The organism is Microcystis sp. BLCC-F210 (assembly GCF_042134685.1).
GTDB lineage: Bacteria > Cyanobacteriota > Cyanobacteriia > Cyanobacteriales > Microcystaceae > Microcystis > Microcystis aeruginosa_D.
Genome location: NZ_CP169647.1, coordinates 4,653,560 through 4,674,942, shown reverse-complemented (window position 1 = coordinate 4,674,942; position 21,383 = coordinate 4,653,560). Strand labels below are relative to the sequence as shown.

General features: G+C 41.5%; 20 protein-coding genes and 1 pseudogene. 10 read left to right on the top strand and 11 right to left on the bottom strand.

The features are described from left to right. Positions 1-38 precede the first annotated feature (38 nt). Entirely contained in the window at positions 39-203 is a 165-nt protein-coding gene (locus ACE3JL_RS22760; RefSeq protein WP_375328459.1) for a hypothetical protein, read from the bottom strand. Positions 204-496: 293 nt separating this feature from the next. Here ACE3JL_RS22760 and tnpA point away from each other — a divergent pair, with 293 nt between their 5' ends. The 5 genes from tnpA (at position 497) to ACE3JL_RS22735 (ending at position 3,176) form a co-directional block, all read left to right on the top strand. Then, on the top strand, positions 497-940 hold the full coding sequence (gene tnpA / locus ACE3JL_RS22755) for an IS200/IS605 family transposase (RefSeq protein ID WP_375328458.1): 444 nt from the start codon (positions 497-499) through the stop codon (positions 938-940). A 671-nt stretch (positions 941-1,611) separates the two neighbouring features. Further along, positions 1,612-1,872, top strand: coding sequence for a hypothetical protein (locus ACE3JL_RS22750; protein WP_002766683.1), 261 nt, complete (start codon positions 1,612-1,614; stop codon positions 1,870-1,872). A gap of 2 nt (positions 1,873-1,874) precedes the next feature. Further along, on the top strand, positions 1,875-2,276 hold the full coding sequence (locus ACE3JL_RS22745; protein ID WP_223211792.1) for a type II toxin-antitoxin system VapC family toxin: 402 nt from the start codon (positions 1,875-1,877) through the stop codon (positions 2,274-2,276). Positions 2,277-2,640: 364 nt separating this feature from the next. Further along, positions 2,641-2,964 (top strand): DUF4258 domain-containing protein, encoded by a 324-nt coding sequence (locus ACE3JL_RS22740; RefSeq protein WP_375328457.1) that lies wholly within the window; start codon positions 2,641-2,643, stop codon positions 2,962-2,964. Beyond that, complete coding sequence (locus tag ACE3JL_RS22735) at positions 2,961-3,176, top strand: hypothetical protein (RefSeq protein WP_375328456.1); 216 nt, start codon at positions 2,961-2,963, stop codon at positions 3,174-3,176. Before ACE3JL_RS22740 ends, ACE3JL_RS22735 begins: the two co-directional genes overlap by 4 nt. A gap of 89 nt (positions 3,177-3,265) precedes the next feature. Here the strand turns inward: ACE3JL_RS22735 and ACE3JL_RS22730 are convergent, their stop codons facing one another. From ACE3JL_RS22730 to ACE3JL_RS22720, 3 genes are all read right to left on the bottom strand, one after another. After that, complete coding sequence (locus ACE3JL_RS22730) at positions 3,266-3,565, bottom strand: BrnA antitoxin family protein (protein ID WP_375328455.1); 300 nt, start codon at positions 3,563-3,565, stop codon at positions 3,266-3,268. Between the two features lie 20 nt (positions 3,566-3,585). After that, on the bottom strand, positions 3,586-4,860 hold the full coding sequence (locus tag ACE3JL_RS22725) for a transposase (RefSeq protein WP_375329649.1): 1,275 nt from the start codon (positions 4,858-4,860) through the stop codon (positions 3,586-3,588). Positions 4,861-5,275: 415 nt separating this feature from the next. Then, positions 5,276-5,830, bottom strand: coding sequence for a transposase (locus ACE3JL_RS22720; protein WP_375328454.1), 555 nt, complete (start codon positions 5,828-5,830; stop codon positions 5,276-5,278). Positions 5,831-5,943: 113 nt separating this feature from the next. On the opposite strand from ACE3JL_RS22720, the pseudogene ACE3JL_RS22715 reads away from it, so the two are divergent. After that, positions 5,944-7,158 (top strand): annotated as a pseudogene (locus ACE3JL_RS22715) (ISL3 family transposase). Positions 7,159-7,288: 130 nt separating this feature from the next. On the opposite strand, the gene ACE3JL_RS22710 reads toward ACE3JL_RS22715, so the two are convergent. From ACE3JL_RS22710 to ACE3JL_RS22690, 5 genes are all read right to left on the bottom strand, one after another. Next, a complete protein-coding gene (locus tag ACE3JL_RS22710) occupies positions 7,289-7,828 on the bottom strand; it encodes a hypothetical protein (RefSeq protein WP_375328453.1) in 540 nt (179 codons plus the stop codon). A 1,221-nt stretch (positions 7,829-9,049) separates the two neighbouring features. Next, positions 9,050-10,261, bottom strand: coding sequence for a glycosyltransferase (locus tag ACE3JL_RS22705; protein ID WP_271988745.1), 1,212 nt, complete (start codon positions 10,259-10,261; stop codon positions 9,050-9,052). A gap of 170 nt (positions 10,262-10,431) precedes the next feature. Next, the gene (locus ACE3JL_RS22700; RefSeq protein ID WP_375328452.1) at positions 10,432-13,092 is read right to left on the bottom strand and encodes a methyl-accepting chemotaxis protein; all 2,661 of its coding nucleotides are present in this window, start codon (positions 13,090-13,092) and stop codon (positions 10,432-10,434) included. Positions 13,093-13,185: 93 nt separating this feature from the next. Next, positions 13,186-13,716 carry a chemotaxis protein CheW gene (locus tag ACE3JL_RS22695; protein WP_271988747.1) on the bottom strand — a complete coding sequence of 177 codons (531 nt, stop codon included), beginning with the start codon at positions 13,714-13,716 and terminating at the stop codon, positions 13,186-13,188. Between the two features lie 91 nt (positions 13,717-13,807). Then, a complete protein-coding gene (locus ACE3JL_RS22690) occupies positions 13,808-14,173 on the bottom strand; it encodes a response regulator transcription factor (RefSeq protein WP_150975349.1) in 366 nt (121 codons plus the stop codon). Between the two features lie 814 nt (positions 14,174-14,987). Between ACE3JL_RS22690 and hmpF the strand changes: the two genes are divergently transcribed. The 3 genes from hmpF to ACE3JL_RS22675 all read left to right on the top strand — a co-directional run bounded on the left by hmpF (position 14,988) and on the right by ACE3JL_RS22675 (position 18,418). Continuing rightward, positions 14,988-16,628, top strand: a complete 1,641-nt coding sequence (gene hmpF, locus ACE3JL_RS22685; RefSeq protein WP_375328451.1) for a pilus motility taxis protein HmpF — start codon at positions 14,988-14,990, stop codon at positions 16,626-16,628. Positions 16,629-17,114: 486 nt separating this feature from the next. Beyond that, the gene (locus ACE3JL_RS22680) at positions 17,115-17,339 is read left to right on the top strand and encodes a hypothetical protein (protein ID WP_150975347.1); all 225 of its coding nucleotides are present in this window, start codon (positions 17,115-17,117) and stop codon (positions 17,337-17,339) included. 269 nt (positions 17,340-17,608) lie between these two features. Next, the gene (locus tag ACE3JL_RS22675) at positions 17,609-18,418 is read left to right on the top strand and encodes a phytoene/squalene synthase family protein (protein ID WP_271988285.1); all 810 of its coding nucleotides are present in this window, start codon (positions 17,609-17,611) and stop codon (positions 18,416-18,418) included. 87 nt (positions 18,419-18,505) lie between these two features. Here ACE3JL_RS22675 and petD read toward each other — a convergent pair whose 3' ends face one another. Further along, the gene (gene petD, locus ACE3JL_RS22670) at positions 18,506-18,988 is read right to left on the bottom strand and encodes a cytochrome b6-f complex subunit IV (protein WP_004267928.1); all 483 of its coding nucleotides are present in this window, start codon (positions 18,986-18,988) and stop codon (positions 18,506-18,508) included. 51 nt (positions 18,989-19,039) lie between these two features. Beyond that, positions 19,040-19,708, bottom strand: coding sequence for a cytochrome b6 (gene petB / locus ACE3JL_RS22665; RefSeq protein WP_002738970.1), 669 nt, complete (start codon positions 19,706-19,708; stop codon positions 19,040-19,042). 236 nt (positions 19,709-19,944) lie between these two features. Here petB and ACE3JL_RS22660 point away from each other — a divergent pair, with 236 nt between their 5' ends. Further along, positions 19,945-21,381, top strand: a complete 1,437-nt coding sequence (locus ACE3JL_RS22660; protein WP_271988287.1) for a circularly permuted type 2 ATP-grasp protein — start codon at positions 19,945-19,947, stop codon at positions 21,379-21,381. Positions 21,382-21,383 lie beyond the last annotated feature (2 nt).

Here is a 21,383-nt window from a genome sequence, read left to right as displayed (position 1 = left end):
GCTCCGTTCAAACCGACTGGGGGCGCAAAACCGGGCAACTAACCTGGTGCTGCTGCTGGTACAGCCGATGGTGGAGGATTGCCAGACTCTTGTAAGCAAGCTACGTTAACTCCTGCTTGCAGAAAGAGTCGTTTAACATCTGCATTCCATTTACTTTCACCGCCTCCCGTTGCTCCTTGCATATTCCAAGTGACGACACGCATAATTACTCCTAATTTACAGTTCAAAATGATTGATAGTCTATGGTCTTAGCTTTTAGATTCGGCTTCTTGCTTTTTAACTTCTATTGAGAAGCTAGAATGTATGGTTCAAGAAACTGGGTAAATTGGGACAGTAAACCAAACCTAGAAGAGAAAGAGTAGAAGTATTTATAACTTCATAGGTTTGGCAATAATTTATTACACGGCTTTTATGCCTTTTCTGGCATTAGTAAACGCCTGCTTGTTTTAATCTCTTCGGGTCTAATTCCCCGCCGCTCGCGGCGTACAATAGAAAAATGAGTGAATACATCCATAAGAGCCATAATGTAAGTGTTTTGCTATATCATTTAGTGTTCCCAGCCAAATATCGTAAAGCCGTTTTCGACGAACAGGTAGATAGCTTATTAAAAGAAGTCTGTCTAGAGATGGAAAAACGATACGAGATAAAGTTTGTAGAAATGGGAGTGGATAAAGATCATGTGGATTTTCTGGTGCAATCAGTACCGACGTATAGTGTGACAAGGATAGTGACAATGATTAAAAGTATAACGGCGAGAGAAATTTTCAAAAAGTGTCATCAAGTGAAAAAGCAGTTGTGGGGAGGAGAGTTTTGGAGTGATGGATATTACGCAAGTACGGTAGGAAAGCATGGGGATGAAGGTATGATAGCGAGATATGTAAAAGAACAAGATAAAGAATACCTGCAGCTACACCAAAATCTACAATTGAGTCTATTTTGATTCTGATACCCCGTCCGCTTGCGGCGGGGTAGTTCATTTTTTAGAAACAATTTTAGACTTCTAAGTTGAATTAATGATCAATCAACTTCCGTCTTTTGTCTCTACACCGCTAAAACACTCTCAAAAATCCATTTCTGAATTTTTTAGATTAGCCATAGTGCCTTAAGCAAAATGTCTTGTCTTTTGGGTCAAAAGTGATTTGTTTAATCACCTTTGATACCAGAATAAGTTTTATTTGTGGTAATGGCAATCTCTAAAATTAATACTTTTCTAATAGGTTTTTTTGAGTAGAATATTAACTTTTATATGATATTTATAGCGTTTCTGATTTACAAGAGGTACATTCACGATTGTGAACAGCTTAATCAGCAAAGGTTTAAGTGTGCCGCACAGATGCGAGAACCGCTATATATTAGATTTGTATTAGATTTAAAGGGTCACTTTATGGTATGACTCCCTCATCCCTGAAAGTAGAACTAATGAATTAATCGGGCGACTAAAATCATCAAAACCCTTTTACCCTCTGATTTGTAGCGGTTTTAGGGGATGAAAAGAAGGCCTCAAAAAAGCAATCGCAATTCTTGAAAACAGACAGCGATCGCCTTCTTCCTTGAATAAAGAAATGCTATGATTAGATGATGAGTATTACTGTTTAAACAAGTATCATTCTCATGGCACAATCAATTTACGAAGGAACTTGGGAAGAAATTGCCGCCTATGCTTCTGAATTAAAAGGGCGAAGAGTTAGGCTAACTGTACTTGATTCTGTATCAGACGAAGAAAAGATACCCTCTAGTAACTCCCTCGCTGAAGTCCTTAAGGGAAAAGTGGGTATCATTGAAGGGGTTTCCCCAGACCTTTCTACCCACACAGGAGAAAAATTTGCCGATTTAATGCAGGAAAAACAGCTAAAAAGAGGGGACTTGTCTTGATTTTGTGTGATGCTTCTGCGCTTATTGCCTTACTAAGTCGAAGCGACAATAACCATCAACGCTGTGTTGCTGTTTTACCCTTTTTACAACCTCCTCTGATGACCACATGGCCATGCTTTGTCGAAGGGATGTATTTACTGGGAAGGGATGTGGGTTGGCTCGGACAAAAGGCTTTATGGAGTTATTTAGAAAATCAAGATTTATCATTATATTCTTTTGAATCATCAGACATTCAAAGAATGCGTTTCTTGATGGAACAATATCGAGATGTACCAATGGATTTAGCAGATGCTTCCTTAGTAGCGGCAGCAGAAGCTCTTAATCAAAGGCTGATTTTTACTTTAGATACAGATTTCTATATCTACCGATTTCAAGGCAAGCTATCTTTTGAAGTTATTCCTTAGCCTAAAATTAATAAAGAGGTTTGTTGATTGGGTTATCTGGCTCATCCTGAGAATATCCATGGATTAAGATATTCGTATTGAGAAAAATCCTATCGGACATTAGCATCTTCTACACAAATATACTTACCTTCCCACTCAGAGGAATATTCAGGGGAAATGACAACTGTACCATGATGGAGAATCGTCTTAAATTCAATTGCTTCCATTCGTTAAGCTTTATAAAGTGTCATATCAAGTTTAACCCAATCAATTGATTGGTAGCGTTTTCAAAGAATGAAAAGAAAGCATAAAAAAGTGATCGCAATTCTTGAAAACAGACAGCGATCGCCTTCTTCCTTGAATAAAGAGATGCTATGATTAGATGATGAGTATAACCTTCCAATTAGTTCTGGCTTTACTTTCCCGTGGGCAAGTCAAAATATCAGCCCATGGCTACGATGAACTAGCAAATGACGGTATTCTGGTAAGGGATGTGATAACGGGTATTAGAGAAGCTGACATTCTCGAAGATTACCCGGAATATCCTAAAGGGCGTTGTGTGCTAGTCTTACAGAAAGATAGTCAGGGTAAACCCGTTCATGTGGTTTGGGGTATAGCCAAGAATACCGAATCGCCTGCTGTTCTAGTCACTGCCTATAGACCTGATCCAGCACGTTGGTCAAGTGATTTTACAAGGAGAAAACTATGACAAAAAAGTCTCACATTAAACTCATCCACATTGGAGAGTACATGGCTGAAGTGGAAGTCGAACTGATTGAGACTCCCGAAGGATGGTCGCCCTATTTATCATTAGAAGACGCTCAAAAATTAGATGATGTCCGGGAAGCCCTTCGTCAAGGTGATCTACAAAAAGCTTCCCATTTAGCACATCTTTACAAAATTACGCCTCTTACCGTTTAACTAAACTTTGACCAGAAAAAATTAAAAAGCGATCGCTATTCCTCAGAACAACACAGCGATCGCCTAACTTTTAACTATCACAAGCAACATTATTGGAGGGCTGATAATTCTTCCCGAAGAATACGGCGTAAATCGGACTGAGTGAGTGATCGCTCAGAAGGAGATTGGATATATTGTTTTAAAGCCTCATTAATTAGGGTTTGATAACCCATTCCTGCGGTTTCAGTCTGTTCTCGAAAATAAGCTAGAATCTCATCATCTAGATAAATGGTAATGCGTGTTTTTCCCGTAGAGGAAATGAGCGCCCCTCGTTTTCCTTTTGAAAAATCATATTCCTTTCTGTACTTTTGCAGAAATTGACCCAGAAATAAAACTCCTGGGCTAACCATAAAAAGTTGCAACTGGTGGACTAAGCCGCCAAACGAAGAATCTGGTCTAACTCACGGGAGCGTGACGGCAAGTCCGCTTCAGGAGCGGACTTTTGAGAAAGCACTTGGGTAATGGCAAAGTGTTGAAGTCCTCTACGAAGGCGGAAAAAACTGAAAAGTGAACATGAAGGCGAAACTTTTGGCATCCAACTTTGTTCTATTTCTTTGATTTGAAATAAACGGAATAAACAATAAGCAACGCAAGCTAATTGAACAAAACGGTCAATAGCTATTCCTAAATAGCACTGATAATCACCCAAACCAAAGTGCTGTTTTAAATCTCTAATGGCTAATTCAATAGAGAAACGGGAGCCATAAATTTCAATAATTTGAATAGCAGTTAAAGTGATATCAGTTGACATTAAAATAATCGGTTCTTTAGCTCCTTTCATTACCACAACTTTGACTTTTGGTTGAAATCCACGAATATAAACTTCTCGCTCCACAGCTTCGACTTGGGTAAATTTTCCATAAATTTTAACTGAGAGTGATTGAGGTTTGAACTCTTTAAGTAGATGTGCAAGTTTCCATTTTCCATCCAAAATGAAAGACTTCTTCGATTTATTTTCAATTCTATTATCCCAGGCAACAGCATCTTTTCTCATAGGAGTAATGACATTAATTAGTTTATTAACTAAGGGAGATAAGAAAGGAGCTTTACTAAAATAAGCATCTACAACAACCCGCAAGGAATTTAAACCAAGTGTCTTTTTTAATTCGAGAATCAAAGGGATAACTCCATCCCAGAAATTGGCTCTACGGGTTACTCCGTCCTCGTTAACAATGAATTGGAAGGGATTTAAATTACCAGATATCAACCTCAATTTAGTCACCCAACACCAATAGCGCTGACTGGTTTTCTCATAACTAATTAACCCAAGAATTGCCCAGTGGTGTCCTTTAAGTTCTTCTCCTCTATCAGCATTTCCACTGTGATCATGCCACTTCTGAACTCCTAACATTCTAGTTCCATTTTTGGCAATTAATAAAGTATACACACAAGCCAAATAAGCACCGTGAAATTTTAATTTATACTCTAACTTCTGAACTAGGATCTGAACCAAAGTATTTCTAACTGCATTAACGTCCCATAAATTATCAGATAAAAAGCGTTCCCAACTACATAAATTTCGGTCAATCCAGAAACAACAGTGAGCAATATTGTTCATAGTTTTTCGTCCCCCAGTCAGCAACAGCCCCCATAAATACCCTTGAAAATAAATGAAATTCGGTTTTGAGAAATGGGTCTGAAACATCAAAAAATAGCTGATTAATTCTAGAGGAATAAACTGTTGCATACTGAGAATACTCAACGAAAGGAAGCCACAGCCTACTTTATCATTAGAGCGTTCCAAAGAATAAAATACAGCTATCGTATCAAGTCATGCCATGAGTATTATTACTCACCGTTCGCTTATTTTTTGAGGTCAGGTAACGAAAATATGGCTGAAAAGCTGACCCCGTAAAGGATTGAGCGAACGTTACTGACCCATTTTTATCCATCAGCAAAGAAGTCAGTCGTATAAATGGATTCTGGAATATTCATTAACCGCAAGATTTGTTGTTGTACCTCATTAAGACAAGAGATTTCCGTCTTTCCATCTCGCTCAATATATAAAGTGAGATTTCTAAACGCTTTGGCTCTTCTCGACTTTGTGTGATAATTTTTGCTTATAGAATCGTGAAATATTTACCTGGAAAGACTTTTAGGACTATTTTGCTGAAGAAACTATCAGTATAGACCCCGTTTCCACACAGAAACCAGAAGAGCCACGCTTTTAACATCTGTTCAGCCGTAGGACGGTCAGTGCTGCGTTTAGGGTTTCCGTCATAGAGTCCAGCCAAACTAGATTGAGATTGACGTAATTGACGACGCACCACAAATTCCATCAAAGTAAAAACCCTTAAAGCAATCGTTAACAAAAACATCAACCCCTTAATCTTATCTTCGTCTCGAAAATAAATGGGTAAGGCAGATAAGCGACCTTTTTTTAAACGATGAAATCCCCTTTCTGGTTGCCATTGTTCTTGATAAGCTGATACCGCTTCTGTCAAAGATAATTGTTCTTTGTTAGTATTTGTGACATATAAACGCCAACCCACTATCGTCTTAAAAGCCTCAATTTCTGCGTTTAAACGAGTGTAACTAAGAATTAATGGCTCTTCGGTAACTGTTATGCAAATAATTAACTTAAAATAAAATTCGATGAGAGAGCCTACGCCCAAAAATAGCTGAAACCCATACAGGAAAAGGTTTAAGGCACAAACTGGTTAATACAAAAAGATAGACAATCGAGTTAAGATTTGATATAATAGCCAAAAACCAGAGTATTTTACTTATGATACTTGACAAATTTTTGAACCTAGAAGGAACCTCTATTCAAGGCTATCTACACCTAGAAAATATCGGTATAGTTTGACCAGTCGAATCGAAAAATCAAAAAGCAATCTGTCCTCGTTGTGGGTTAGAGAGCGATAAACTCCACCAAAATCATCGACATTTAGTCAAAGATTTACCAATCTCAGGACAACCAGTGTACCTACAAGTTAATCGTCGTCAATTTAAGTGCGGTAATTGTCAGAAACCCTTTAGCGAAGAGTTAGATTTTGTCGCCAAGAAACGAACCTATACGAAAAGACTAGCCGAGAATATACTCGAACAATTAAAAGAAGGAGATATTTTAAATGTTAGCCGAAGAAATGACGTAACGGAAGAAGAGATTCAAAGAATGATAGAGGACATAGCTGAAGAAATTACAGAGACAGACCTATCGAAATTAAAAAGACTAGGAATTGATGAAATCGCTCTAGTCAAAGGACAAAAAAATTACTGTGCGGTTTTAGTAAATTTAGATACGGGAAAACTAATAGCTATTCTAGAGAAGCGAACACAAGAGGAGTTGAGGGAAACGCTTACAGGGTGGGGAAAAGAGGTGTTAGAGCAAATTGAAGAAGTCAGCATAGACCTTTGGTTGCCCTATAAAAATTTGGTGAAAGAATTGATGCCATCGGCCGAGGTAGTCGCCGATAGATTCCATGTAATGAAACAAATTAATCAAGAGTTAGACGAACAGAGAAAAGCAGAAAAAAGAGCCGTAGAAGCGCAGAAAAATAAAAAACAGAAAGCGGAAAAAGAAGCGAAGCTAGAAGTTTTAAAGCGAAGTAAATATAGCTTGTTAAAAAATGAAAAAGATTTAACGGAAACCCAAAAAATTAAACTAGAAGCTATCAAAGAAAATTTTCCAAATTTGAAAAAGATGCAGGAATTAAAGGAAGAATTTAGAAAGATTTATGAAACCTCAGAGAATCCGACAGAGGGAATGCTATCCATCTCGGAATGGTTGGCAAAATCCTCCAGTGTTTTTACTAAGAGTTGTCAAACAATCCGAAACTGGTTTGGAGAAATAATTAGTTATTTCGAGCAAAGGACAACAAATGGGGTGGTCGAGGGAATCAACAATAAACTTAAACTAATAAAACGGAGAGGCTATGGCTTTAGAAACTTTCGGAATTTTTGGGTTAGAAGTATGTTATCTTGGCATCTTGTTTGTTGATTTAGCATAAAGGGTAACGAAGAGCCTGCGTTTTCTCAATTGAGTATGTGATATACCTAGTTAATCCTAGTTTTTGCAGAGCTTCTCGTACCTTTTGCTCTAAAACTTTCTCATCCTTACCAGGTCTTTTTTACAGAGATAATAATTTTTCTTCTCCTTTAATTAAACGACTTCCTAAGCCTTTTATCTGACGGGAGGCTAAGGCATTTGATTTCACTACTAACCATCTTTCATTCCACTGATAACGTTTTTTACTTTCTGGGTCAACCCATATACTTCCCAACGGAACTTCAAAACCAGAGCCGATTTCTTTCTCTCCTAATCCCACTTCAGTTTCCACGATTTTAATCATTTCATTGGGGGGATTACTTAGCCAATCAGCTAACAGTTTAGGGCGAGGTTGACTCATGGCCAAGGGAAAACAGTAATTTCCTCCTTCTGCTTGGATTTTTGCCCGATTCTCATAACTTGAGGCTTTTGAGTCGGCTAAATATAAGAAATCTTTTTTTCCGAGTATTTCTGTCATTTTTCGCCATGTGGGTACATAATCCTTCTCATCTGTTCCATTTCCTGCCAGAGTCATTCCTAGTAAGGGAAGTCCTACCTGGTCTAATGTAGCCAACATTTGACGATATTGCCTTAAATCGGGTCGTTTGTCAGCAATTCTCATTTTAAGGTTTCATGACATTAAAACCCTTGCACCCAGAGGGGTTAATAATTCTGGCTCTTCGGTTTGTGTTATGCAATGAATGGAGGTTATAAGAGATGGAACCCTTATATAGAAAGACATTTGGCGATTTTTGTCAATTGTTTTTGCTCTAGAGCGAACTAATCAATTAAGTCTCTTGCCAGATAAGGATTTAGTCGATTTATGCCCCCCTATCGAACCATACCAAGTAACGAAGAACCATAATTCTTAACGAATCTCTAGATCGCTGAAACAACGCAAAATCGTTTCAAAATGAGAATTGCTGGTCGTTTGTCTTTACTATATCCGAATTTTAAGAGTGATGATTCTTTTTGCTCTTCTATAATTTGATGATGCACTGAGAAACTCGTTGTGTCACTGCGAGCTTTTTCGGTCGGTAATTCGTAAGCTTTGACCAGATATTGACATAATTCTCTCTCTATCTGGTCTAAACTGTCTGATGAACCCAATGTTCTTCATAACTCTCCACAACGGTCGTCCGTTGCTTCTTTTTCTCCTATTTTCCATCCCGTTATCCCTTCCAGACTTCTTTGATGTTCATTTACCCACGTTTCTAGACAACACATTCTATGATCTCCTTCGCTGATGATATAGGTCAGTAATCATACTGCTAGTTCCCCATAGCTTAATCCTGTGCGATTTCCGTGAGGCTTTTCCAGATTCTCGTCTATCATCTCTGCCACTTTCATTTGTTTTAACCAATGAATAATCACCGGGAGATCATCTATTCGTTCTGACTTTATCTGTGTGGGAATTTTCTTAACTCCTTCAACCAAACCCTTTACTACACAAGGATTTTAACCTTTTTTGTCCTCGATCGCTTTTTTATTTAAGCGAACGGTGAGTTATTAAGTAGTAGTGCAAAATTAATTTCCTAGTAAAGATAGGCAAAAGGCAAGAGGCAAAAGGCAAGAGGGGGTTAGATATGTGTAATTAATTTTGCTTAGGTACTTACTTATTCGCAAACAGTAAAAACTGCAAAAGTATAGTTGATAATTTCTATCAAAACCCCTGAGTCTTCAGCGTCTAAATCCTCGATAATCCTATTAACAATTAATTCGGAAAAATCCTCACAGGAGTTGACTAGACTGGGTTTTGGTAATCAGATGTACTGCATTTAAACTGCCTATTGGCAATTTTAGTACAGTGGCTGCTCCCAATCTTGCCAACAACTCTGAACAGTTACTGTTCATCCTTCAATACACTTGCTCCCAAAGCTTTTAAGGTTTCTTGTAGCATTTCAGCACGAGAGAAATTACCCTGATCTTTCAATAATTGTAGGCCTTTTTGCCAAATCTCGATCGCCTCATTATAACTACCGAAAACTATATAAGCAACCCCTAGATTTTGGTAAATAGTGGGATTATCGGGGTTTAACTTGAGAGCTTTTTTATAAGCTTTAATCGATTCTGGTAGCCGGTGCAGTTGTTTGAGAACCAGTCCTAAATTATAGTAACCATCGGCATAGCTAGGATCAATTTCTATGGTTTTCTCAAAGATAGATAAGGCAGTTTCGTATTTTTCTGCTTCGTATAGTAACCCACCTAAATTATTATAAGCACCAAGTTTTAATTTATCTAAAATTGGCTGCTTAATCGCTTTAATAAAATTATCGGCTGATTGCTTAAATTCCTCCACTGAATAATAATAATTAGCGAGATGATAATATAACTCGTATAAAATATGTGGATTAGAGCCATGGCATTTTAAACCATGTTTGAGCAGCTTAAAACCCTCTTTATCCCTGCCAATATTGAGATATAATCCCCCCAATTTACTACACACATAGGGATCGTGGGGATGTTGCTGATAAAAACCCTCCATCGCTTTTCTTGCCCGTTCAAACTTATCTAAGCTGGCTATTTTATCCACGGTGTAACCGTAGTGAAAGATAGCGATTTCTGGCAGTTCAACTATTTTCCAATTAGGCTCTTTTTTTAATAAAATAGCCACATTATCATCAATAATTGAGTGATAGGGACGGGTAAAAGTGACTTGAGGATGTCGGCGAAATAGCCGCGAAATTAGAGAATAAGGTGATTGTACGGCTCCGATTTCATGGCGAATTAAATTAATAACCAAATTTTCCTCTTTTTCCATTGCTCGACGCATTTTTGGTACGATGGACAGATTTAATTCCTCATCAGCATCAAGGACTAAAACCCAATCGCCAGTAACATATTTTAAAGCCTCATTTCTGGCATCAGAAAAATTACCCTGCCAATCGTAACTAGGAACTATAGCACCGTAGCTTTGAGCAATAGCAATCGTATCATCGGTCGAACCCGTATCCATAACGATCATCTCATCCACCACCTCTTTAACGCTATCTAAACAGCGCCGGAGATTTTCAGCTTCATTTTTGACAATCATGCAGAGACTAAGTTTAGGCATAATACTAAATCCGTTGAGTATAGGCTACATATCAAAACAGACAAAAGGCAAAGGGAAGAATAAATAATCAGTTTTTAATAACCACACTTAGTAGAAATTTACTAACTTTAGCGGTTAATCTTGAGCAATAGCAGCTAATCAATAACCCACTGATTACCAGTCATCGATTATTAATTATCTTCCGAATCTATCTTAAACCTTTCTACCGAAGAAAGCAGCTCCCGAGAGATACTCACTAATTTTTGCAAAGAACCCGCCACCCGTTGAGATTCTTGGGAAGTTTCCTGCGCGGTTAACTCCACCGACTGCATAACCTGGGCGACATTGAGAGAATTTTCCCTTTGTTTGACCGTATCGGCGGTAATCGATCGCACCAGCGTATCAATGCGGTTAGAAACTTGGATAATATCTTCTAGGGACTTCTTCGCCTGTTCCGAGCGCTCGGTGACATCGATAACCTGTTGAATCCCCTCCTCCATCGCTGTCATTACCGAATTCGTTTCTGATTGAATCTGTAAAACGATCTGTTCAATTTCCTTAAGAGATTTAGCAGCCCTATCGGCCAACTGACGCACCTCATCGGCCACCACCGCAAAACCGCGGCCCGCCTCTCCTGCTCGCGCCGCTTGAATCGAGGCATTAAGAGCCAATAAATTAGTCCGCGAGGCAATCTGAGAGACCACCGCGACAATTTTCGAGATTTCTTGGGAAGCTTCCGCCAAACGCTTGACTTTTCGCGCCGTTTCTGATACTGCGTCCCGGATTTGTAGAATTCCCGCCACGGTTCTTTCCACGGAATCTCCCCCCTTCAGGGCAGTAATCGAGGAAGTGCGGGCGACTTCTTCGGCTTCTCTGGCGTTTTCTGCCACCCGTTGAATTGAGTCGGTCATCATCTGTACCGAATTAAGGGTGACGGCCAATTCCTCGGCCATCCGCAGGGCATCGCTAGACTGATTGCGGGCAAACGATTCACTATTGGTACTGCCCTGATTCACCTGTTTTGCCGCTTTTTTCACCTGTCGGACAATTTCCCGCAGGTTTTGGATCGTCAAATTAAAAGCATCGGCCACCGCCCCTAAAACATCGGCACTTACCTCCGCTTCCACAGTGAGATCCCCCCGAGCCACTCCTTCCACATCATCGAGAAGTCGAATCACTTGCCGTTGTAGGTTTTGCCGTTCCCGTTCCGTTTCGGCGGCGTGGCGTTGGGCTTCCGTGGTGGTAGTTAACACCACCCGGGCCATCTGATTGAAATGATTGGCCAGTTGACCGAATTCATCTTCCGAGTAGATCGTTGCTTGAGCGTTAAAATCACCTTCCGAGAGATGCTCGAATTGGTTGTGCAGATCCTTGAGACTGCGCTTAATCTCACTAATGAGCAACTGTAAACCTAGCCAAGTCAGGGCAAGGGTTCCCACCCCGCTTAATAACATCATAGTTAGTGCCGGTTGACTGAAAGGAGAAAGACTAGCGGAGGCTGGTTTCGGGGCAACCTTTTCGGTTTTTTCCTTGCTATTTGGGTCTAGTTTGGCAGCCGATAGAGAAAATAGCCAAGAGGCGGTACTAACAGCAAAAATTAACACCACCGGAGTAATACCCGCTAAAGTCGCTAAGATTAGTTGTTTTTTGCCTAAAGAAGCATTGACAAAAAAGGCTAATTTGCCCGGATTGACTTCCACCACTGGCTTGAGTAAGCTCTCCGGAACATGGGCAAGATGACTATCTATTTTGTCATTGGCGATGTTTAGACGAGAAGTATGAAAACTAGGTTCTCCCGCACCAGAACTGGCATTAAGGCGCGCACCCGGCCCGGGGAGAAAACCACCACCTAAAGCTTCCCCCTCCGAACGAGTAAATAGCTCTGAGTACCCCAGTCCTTGAACCGTATCCGTCAGAGCCAGTCGGGAAAAACCCTCCAAATCCTCATCATTGAGTTCTGGTTTTCTAAAATCCCCAGTGTCTTCGTCCTCGTCCTTGTCTTCAGTGACTTCACCCTGATTAAGGCCAATTTTTGCCCCTTGTGGGTGGGTCGATTCCGGGTCAATAGCAAAAGTGCTTTCTTCTAGAGAATCGCTATAGGATAACTCCTCATCTCCACCGGTGAGGTGATTTTCCCTAGAGTCAGAGGAAACCATAAAAGTGGCTTCTCCCGTTGACCCTAACCCACCGCCCCATTCTTCCTGCAGCGAGTCAATTTCTGATGCTTCTACAAAGGGGAAAGGGGTTTCCCCCTCCTCCGAATCGCCAGACCACTGGGAACCGTGATAGCCAGGACTTGGCAGGGTAACGGGACTAAAGCCAGTTTCCTCCGATTCCTCAAAATCATCTTCCTGGGAATGGACTTTAGTTAACGTCAGCTCTCCGGCATCCTCCTCATTGAAAAGACTACTATTCCAATCCATGCCTTTATTTTGCTCATCAGGTTCAGTCCCTTGGGAATTCCTAGACCGAGACTTGCTCAAACCTCGACCTGTATCGAAAGCTGCCTCGCTGTAGGCAATGCTTTCCGTAGCAGCGATCGTAAAGTCTGCCTCCTCGGTTTCAAAACACAATTGCCGAATCTGATCAAGACCTCGTTGGGCATAATCGACTAGCTCGGAGTGATTGGGAGAATTTTTAGCCAATTGTAGCACTTTTTCGTAATTTTCCTCGGCCAATCTGTATTGTTGTAGTCCTAGATAAATATGACCCTGTAACAGCATGACATTGGCATCCTCGGGATACTTGCTGATCATCTCTTTGACAATCACGGCTGCATCCTCAAGGTTGCCCTGGAAATAGGCAGTGTTAGCCTTTCCATAGAGTTTTGCGTATTCTGTCCCTGACGGCATTTGCCCCTCCCTTAGTAAAGACGAAGTGGTGAAGTAGTTAGTAGTTTCAAGAAATAATTGCTATAAATCCTATTTTGCTATTTTTTTCAGGTTTTAAGCCGCCCAACGGCTAGAACGGAGTATGGCCAGATGATCGAGTAGTCTTAAGGTTTGTTTTGATTCTTGGCCCAGAATCCACTCTCCCTGCACGTATGGGGAGATCTGATCGGGAATAGTGGCGGCATTACCCAGTTTATCCGGGTCGAGCCATTCCATATCTCCCAAACTTTCCACCGCTAAACCGAGGATGGTTTCCTGTTCTTCGATCACAATCACGGGAATTTCGGCTCGATTAGTGTTTAAGCGGCTGCTATCCCCCAACAATTGCCCCAGATCCGCCACCCAGATCACTTGACCCCGGAGATTGATTGTGCCGAGGAGCAGGGGTGAAGCATTGGGAATGGGAGTAATGCGATCAATTGGTTGCTGCATCACCTCGCGAATGCCCACGGCACTAAGGGCAAACTCGTCCTCAGAGGGTAGATAAAACCGCAAGTAGAGTTCACCGACGGGAGTTTGTAATTCCTGATTGTCAGGGGCGCTATTTGGAGCCTTACCAGTAAAAAAATCAGCGCTGTTAAGCATGAGTTTAGTTCTCTTGCAACTAATAATTCGGGCGGTGTTTTTAGCCGTCTCCACCAATACCATAACTAGACTGTCTCCGGTGAGGACAATTTTATTGGCGCAACAGTTGTTTAATGGTATAAATGAACTCAATTGGTTCAAAAGGTTTGACAATGTAGGCATCGGCTCCAATTTTCATGGCCCAATAGCGATCAAAGACTTCCCCTTTTGAGGAACAGATAACCACCGGTAGATTTTTGGTTTTTGGATCCGACTTAAGACGACGACACACCTCATAACCATTCATGCGGGGCATAACAATATCGAGGACGACGAGATCGGGATTGGCTCTCTGAATATGTTCGAGAGCTTCTACCCCATCCTTGGCGCTTGTGACCTTAATGCCGCTATTGCGGAGTAGATCACAGATTAGTTCCCGTTGCGTTTGGCTGTCTTCTACCAGCAATATTTCGCTCATAACTCCCTTCCTAGCTAGGCTGCCAAGAACAACAATAGAAAAATATGTCCGATAATAGTCCCCGATGCTCCCAAATTGCTCCCATTTTTGCCCCCAATGCAATCTGAAATTTATCAGGAGTTTCCCTCTAAACAAGGACTTGATTCACCCTTTCAGGTTTCATCTCTATAGTTCCCAATTGCAACGTTAAAACCACTGGCCAAGGATTTTTTTGCCGGTTTAGAGGTTGGTTGTCAGGTTTTAGGGTGTTGGGTTTTAGGGTTTTAGTGGAAATTCCCCCTACTTTATTAAATCCTGTGTGATCAGGTATGGAGGTACTGCAGAGCGCCGCAGCTGCGGCGCACCAGAGAAACAACCCATCACTGGCGATTTAGAGATGATGCCCAATCTCGTCCCACTCCCTCTCGATCAGAAACGCGCTTTTCCCTCCTCTTGTCACTAATAATAAATCTGATAAGCTAATTATGTAACATATTTTTCAGTAAGCTTTACTGTATTGAAATTAGCCTTGGAGATTTTTAGTACAAAAGGTCTAGCTTCCTGTCTTGGCTTGTCGCTCCCATGCCGTCTTAACCGATCATTTGGAGGTTATAACAGTACGTTTGCACCAAAAAAACATCAAATTTTCTAGTGGGTAAGGGGAAAAATTGAGAACAGATGTATAGATAAAAAAGAAAAACTCGAATGATAGAAATTAAAAAATTTTTGGGATCGGATGGTTACACTGAAACCATAGACAGGCTGCTCCTAGCCTTGATCGCCAACTCTCTCTAAAACCGATGACAAAAACCTTTATTATAGAGGACGACTACTCGTGCTATACCTTGCAGAAGTAAAAAAACAGACTAGAGGTTTTATCGGCGGTTACAAAACCGAATTGAAACTATTGGCCTGTCAGCATAAAGATCAGACGTGGAGCTCCATAGCGGGGGAAGATATATTCACCTATGACGAAACTAACTCCCTGGGTGAAGGTGCGCTTCTCTTGGTGAATTTGGGCAATAATCGTCAACTGCAAGGAAACCCGGAATTAGCAGGACTGGAGATGGTGCGACAACTGCAAAAGATTTCCCGTTTGATGGAGCGCAGCAAGAAAGATCAAGAGAAAATCGAGCAGTGGAAACAATCTCTCACCTATCAAAGCGAGATTCTCAATCGCCAGAAAATGGAAATGGAGGCAAGAATCGAGCAAGTGGAACAAATAGAGGCAGAATTCGATTATTTAGAGCGGAAAAGACAAGAACTGAAAACCCTAAAACAACAGTTAAACGAGCAACAGCGACAACTGGAAGAAGGACAAATAAATTACAACTCCTACCCCAATCTTTCCCCAGAACAACAACAATTTATTCGCTCTCTAATGGAGCGTTTAGCTAATAATCATGATCGGGGCAATTCCCCCTCAAACATTCTCCATTTCACTCTTGAATCTGTACAGGGACAACAGACTATTTTAAATAGTTGTTGGCAGAGTTTAGACGAGCAGAAAAAGTCTGTAGAAAATCTTCAAGTTGCCAACAATGAAATGCTCGATCATCTCGAACAAAGAGCTAGGGAATTACAGACAATTCGCAGTACTTTGCAAGGAGCTAAAATACAACTACAAATACAAGAGACTGTTCTGAGTCAAAAACAGCAATTATTCGAGCGCCTGAATCTCACCCTACAAACCACTGATTCTACTCGACAAATGCTCCTTCGTCTCCTCGGAGGGGAAGAACTAGATTTTGATGGTAAAATCGACCTAGAATCTCTTGAACAAATGCCTTTAGAAGAATTGGAGAGTTTAGTTAACAACTTACAAACAGACCTCGATCGCTGGGAAATTTTTGTCAACGATCAAGAAGAAGAATTAACCCTCCAATCTCAAACCGTGGCAGAATTAGAAGCAAGAATAGCCACAATAGATCAATCTGAGCGAGCTAATTTAGAAGCGGAGTTAACCGAGGAACAGGAAAAAAAAGGAATGCTGGCAGAAACTTTGTTCGGACAAAGACGGAATCTCCAGGAAAGGCAAGCTATTAGCTCTCAACATCGGAAAATTCTGCAACGGAGACAGGGGATTTTATCCCCAGAAGATCCTCAAAAATCTGGCTTTGAACCATTGTTAATGCTCTTGGCCGATAATTATCAAAATAATCTTCAAGAAAGTCAACTTTTAGCAGCAGAAATCAAGCAACTACAAGAGGATTTACAAAAAGACAGTGATAGTATTGATGCTCAATGGTCGGATTTAGAGCAAAAAACTCGTGAATTTGAAGAACAGGAGCGACAATGGCACGATGCTAATCTGGCATTAGTACGTTTAAAAACCCAGGTACAACAGTACGAAACTTTCCTGCAACCCGTGCAGGATCATCTCGATCAAATCCGTCAACAACTAGAAACTATCTCCCAATGGTTGACACCGATGGAATCTAATGGTAGCGCCTATCATTACGCTATTAACAGTTAGACTTATAGCGTTTTCCAATCTCATGAGGTACACCCAAATCTTAACTCCTGACTCCTCAAAACCTAAGACTTTGTACCTCACAACTAGGGAAATTGCTATAATTAGGGTTTGCTGAATAAATAATACAGGGCAATCCGGACAAAGATTTCGCCTTTTTTGCCGGGCAATGATCACTTTTATAGCTTTTTATCTATGGATAAAATAGCTTATATCAATTTAACTCTAGGTTAGCTGTGCTATAAACTAGGATTAGTAATTTATACTCAGATAGCCATGAGACAATCCGATCGAGAAATAATAATTTTAGCGGCTGTGGCCTCCCTCTTAGCGGTGGTAGCGGAACTGTCAATCGCTTTTTAGATAAAAAAAACTGATTTATGGGGTTAAATTCTGCCAAAATTGACAATCAATGCCGAGGAAAGATATCGATAGAATGCTTGTGACAGGGGCAGCAACTGCGATCGCCTCGATCAAGGAAATTAAAGCATGAGTATTAGTGTAACCGGTCAGGTGAAAAGAATCGAAATAGGTACGGGAACTTGGGCATTAATTGCCGATAACGGTCAAACCTACGAATTAATGGAACCTCCCGCCGAATTAATTCAAAAAAAAGCAAAAGTAACAGTTATAGGTCAAATTCGCTCGGATGTGATGACTCTGGCCATGATCGGGCCAATTTTACAAGTGATCTCCTTTCAATCTCTGCCATGAAGACGCAAAATACTGTTGAAAAACGGGCAAAAAAAGCTTTTTAAGCTTGTAATCTCGAAAAATTGCTGTGATTGTTCCTCAGCTATCCCAGAACAAAAAATTCTCAAGAAGACCCTAAAGGTTGATTTTTTCGAGAATAATCGGGAAATTTTGAATAATCATACTACAATGGACAGCAACTTGGTCTTAGGAACATCGGGATCACCTAAACCGATCTATCTGATTGGTTTAACTCGTAGTTACCTAAGTTGGCGTGAGGAGAGGACTGAATGAATTTGCGCGATAATGCTTTAACGATTCTGCAAGAAACGAGTCGAACTTTTTATATTCCCATAAGTCGTTTACCAGATCGTCTGCTTGAGGCAGTAGCCTCAGCTTATCTCTGTATGAGGGCGATCGATGAAGTAGAAGACCATCCCGACCTAGATAACTTCAGTAAATCTCAGATATTAAGACAAATTAGCCTGAATTTACAAGCAGGTACTGAAAACTCTACCGAAGAGGATTTTACTTTTGGCTTAGTCCATCGGGAGATTTTGCCAGAAGTAACCCTGAGAATTGGCGAATGGGCCCTGTTAGCACCGGATTCGATCGCCCCCCGGGTTTGGGATGCCACGGCGGCCATGGCCGATCGCATGGCCTACTGGGCCAGCAATAACTGGGATATTCGCACAGAAGTGCAATTAGATCAATATACCTTTAGTGTGGCTGGTGCTGTGGGTTTATTGCTGTCTGACCTCTGGAATTGGTACGACGGGACCGAAACTAATCGTAGTTATGCCATCGGTTTTGGTCGGGGTTTACAAGCGGTCAATATTGCTCGCAACCACGGGGAGGATCGGCGCCGGGGGGTAAGTTTTCTGCCCCAGGGTTGGACAATGAGTGATATTCATAGTTATGCCCGTCGTAATCTGAAATTAGCCGATTATTACACTCAATCGCTGCCGAAAGGGCCAGCACTCGATTTTTGTAAGATTCCCCTCGCTTTAGCCCATGGCACTCTCGAAGTCCTAGCATTAGGTAAGGAAAAACTCAGTCGCAGTGATGTTATCGCTTTGGTACAACAAATTACCCGATAGAACAAATCAAAACTAAAATTGCCCACGATCGCTCTTCCAAAGTCAGGAATCACAAGCGTGGGCAAAAAACTGCCAGAGTTCAGTAACTTAGAACAAACCGAGAGTTAAAGATGTATCGATGGGGAAAGTGGCACCAATACCTAACCAAATCGTGACCACAGTACCAAATAGGAAGATAGCGGTAGCGACGGGACGACGGAAAGGATTTTGGAATTTATTGACGCTTTCAATAAAAGGAACTAACATCAAGCCTAGGGGAACGCCAGCCATGCAAGCAATACCTAAGAGTTTGTTAGGAAGAATACGGAGAATTTGGAAAACGGGATAAAGATACCACTCCGGCAGAATTTCTAGGGGAGTAGCGAAAGGATCGGCAGGTTCACCAATCATGGTGGGATCCATAATCGCTAAACCAGTGCAGAGTCCGATCGTACCGAAGATAACCACCGGGAAGACATAGAGCAGATCGTTAGGCCAAGCGGGTTCACCGTAGTAGTTGTGACCCATACCTTTAGCCAACTTAGCGCGGAGAGCGGGATCGCTGAGATCGGGCTTTTTTAATGTGGACATGGATAATGTCTCCTAAAAATGATTTCGGATCGACAGAGATATTTTTCTGAATTATAGAGGCCCAGAAATGCCTTGTTTACGGATCATCAAGAAATGTAGCAACATGAAGACCGCGATCGACCAAGGTAGTACAAAAGTATGTAAGCTGTAGAAACGGGTTAAAGTTGCTTGACCGACGCTTTCGCTACCGCGCATCAGGGTGACGAGTTGATCACCGACGACGGGAATAGCAGCAGGTACACCGGAAACAATTTTAACCGCCCAGTAACCCACCTGATCCCAGGGTAAGGAGTAACCGGTGACACCGAAGCTAACGGTGATCACGGCCAAGACAACCCCTGTCACCCAGGTTAATTCACGCGGTTTTTTGAAGCCACCGGTCAGATAGACGCGGAAAACGTGCAGGATCATCATTAAGACCATCATACTGGCGGACCAGCGATGGATAGAACGAATTAACCAGCCAAAGTTAACTTCGTTCATGATGTACTGTACGGAGGAGAGGGCCTCTGCTACGGTGGGTTTGTAGTAGAAGGTCATGGCGAAACCAGTGGCAAACTGGATCACGAAGCACACAAGGGTGATACCACCCAGACAGTAGAAGATATTAACGTGGGGGGGAACGTATTTGGTGCTGATATCATCAGCGATCCCTTGAATTTCTAAGCGTTCCTCAAACCATTGATAGGCTTTAGAATCCGTTACTTGTTTGGTAAACATCGCGTAACCAGTAAGAAAAATGAAAGATTTAAGGTGTGACCTTTAAAAAATGTAACACAGTTTTCAGGGCTAATTCTCGCTCTTGTCAGGTTTCTCCACCGGTGGGGATCAATCGGCGATCGCCAGCCTCAAAAAACGTAACTTCCTAAAATTTCCCTTAAAATGTCTCCTAGACTACAAAAAATCAGGCCAATTGTCCGACACTGGGAATAGGTAAGGTATGAAATGAGGTCAGCGTGCTATTAAATACCTACGATCCCGAAGGCTTCTACGACGAACTATTCTTAGATGATGGTCAACCTCGTCCCCACTCGTCCCCTTTAATCAAATGGTTGCAGAATCTGCCACCCCAAGAACTTCAACAACACCGGGAAACCGCCCAGTCGGCCCTGTTTGAATTGGGGGTGACTTTCAATGTCTATAGCGACAATCAAGGGGTAGAAAAAATCTTTCCTTTTGATATTATTCCCCGAATTGTCTCGGCTGAGGACTGGGATTATTTAGAAAGAGGCCTGAAACAACGCATCAAAGCTCTCAATCTTTTTCTCTCCGATATCTACAATGACCAGTTAATCATTAAAGATGGCATTATTCCCCCCGAATTAATCGCCTCGGCGACGGGATTTCTGAAACCCTGTCTGGGACTGAAACCGGCTGGAGGTATCTGGTGTCACATCACGGGAACCGATTTAGTCCGCGATAAAGATGGTCGATGGTACGTTTTAGAGGATAATTTGCGGGTTCCTTCCGGTATTTCCTATGTCCTCGAAAATCGTCGGGTAATGAAAAGCACTTTCCCCGATATTTTCCAGACCATGAATGTTAAACCAGTAGATGATTATCCTTCCCATCTGTTGGAAACTCTCCTTAATTTAGCCCCGCTCCAATTACCTAATCCCACCGTGGTGGTTTTGACCCCCGGAACCTATAATTCTGCCTACTTTGAACATTCTTTTATCGCCCAACAAATGGGGGTAGAATTAGTGGAAGGGCGTGATTTAGTCGTCTTTGATGGTTATCTACAAATGAAAACCACCAAGGGATTAAGACGGGTAGATGTGGTCTATCGTCGCCTCGATGATGACTTTTTAGATCCGGCGGTTTTTCGTCCCGATTCGATGTTAGGTGTACCCGGATTATTAAAAGTTTTTCAGGAAGGCCGCGTCGCTTTAGCTAATGCCCCTGGTACGGGAGTCGCTGATGATAAGGTTATTTATGCTTTTGTCCCCGATATGATTCGTTATTATCTGGGAGAAGAAGCGATTTTAAATAACGTTCCTACCTATCTTTGTTGGCGAGAAAAGGACTTAGATTATGTCTTAAATAATCTCGATAAATTAGTTGTGAAAGCTGCCAATGAATCGGGAGGTTATGGAATGTTAGTCGGTTCCCAAGCTACCTCGAAAGAACGAGAAGAATTTGCCCCACGCATTGCCGCTAATCCCCGCAATTATATCGCTCAACCGGTGTTAAGTCTTTCTAGGGTTCCCACTTTAATTGACACGGAGATTGAAGGTCGTCATGTGGATTTACGTCCCTATATTCTCCATCGTGGCGATGAAATTTACGTGCATCCCGGGGGGTTAACTCGCGTAGCTTTGAAAAAGGGTTCTTTAGTGGTTAATTCTTCTCAAGGTGGTGGCAGTAAAGACACTTGGGTTTTAACCAGGTAATA

Coding starts and splice junctions, on each gene's coding strand:
- ACE3JL_RS22760 (WP_375328459.1), bottom strand. CDS start 203: ATGCGTGTCGTCACTTGGAATATGCAAGGAGCAACGGGAGGCGGTGAA.
- tnpA (WP_375328458.1), top strand. CDS start 497: ATGAGTGAATACATCCATAAGAGCCATAATGTAAGTGTTTTGCTATAT.
- ACE3JL_RS22750 (WP_002766683.1), top strand. CDS start 1,612: ATGGCACAATCAATTTACGAAGGAACTTGGGAAGAAATTGCCGCCTAT.
- ACE3JL_RS22740 (WP_375328457.1), top strand. CDS start 2,641: ATGAGTATAACCTTCCAATTAGTTCTGGCTTTACTTTCCCGTGGGCAA.
- ACE3JL_RS22735 (WP_375328456.1), top strand. CDS start 2,961: ATGACAAAAAAGTCTCACATTAAACTCATCCACATTGGAGAGTACATG.
- ACE3JL_RS22730 (WP_375328455.1), bottom strand. CDS start 3,565: ATGGTTAGCCCAGGAGTTTTATTTCTGGGTCAATTTCTGCAAAAGTAC.
- ACE3JL_RS22725 (WP_375329649.1), bottom strand. CDS start 4,860: ATGTTTCAGACCCATTTCTCAAAACCGAATTTCATTTATTTTCAAGGG.
- ACE3JL_RS22710 (WP_375328453.1), bottom strand. CDS start 7,828: ATGAGAATTGCTGACAAACGACCCGATTTAAGGCAATATCGTCAAATG.
- ACE3JL_RS22705 (WP_271988745.1), bottom strand. CDS start 10,261: ATGCCTAAACTTAGTCTCTGCATGATTGTCAAAAATGAAGCTGAAAAT.
- ACE3JL_RS22700 (WP_375328452.1), bottom strand. CDS start 13,092: ATGCCGTCAGGGACAGAATACGCAAAACTCTATGGAAAGGCTAACACT.
- ACE3JL_RS22695 (WP_271988747.1), bottom strand. CDS start 13,716: ATGCTTAACAGCGCTGATTTTTTTACTGGTAAGGCTCCAAATAGCGCC.
- ACE3JL_RS22690 (WP_150975349.1), bottom strand. CDS start 14,173: ATGAGCGAAATATTGCTGGTAGAAGACAGCCAAACGCAACGGGAACTA.
- ACE3JL_RS22680 (WP_150975347.1), top strand. CDS start 17,115: ATGAGTATTAGTGTAACCGGTCAGGTGAAAAGAATCGAAATAGGTACG.
- ACE3JL_RS22675 (WP_271988285.1), top strand. CDS start 17,609: ATGAATTTGCGCGATAATGCTTTAACGATTCTGCAAGAAACGAGTCGA.
- petD (WP_004267928.1), bottom strand. CDS start 18,988: ATGTCCACATTAAAAAAGCCCGATCTCAGCGATCCCGCTCTCCGCGCT.
- petB (WP_002738970.1), bottom strand. CDS start 19,708: ATGTTTACCAAACAAGTAACGGATTCTAAAGCCTATCAATGGTTTGAG.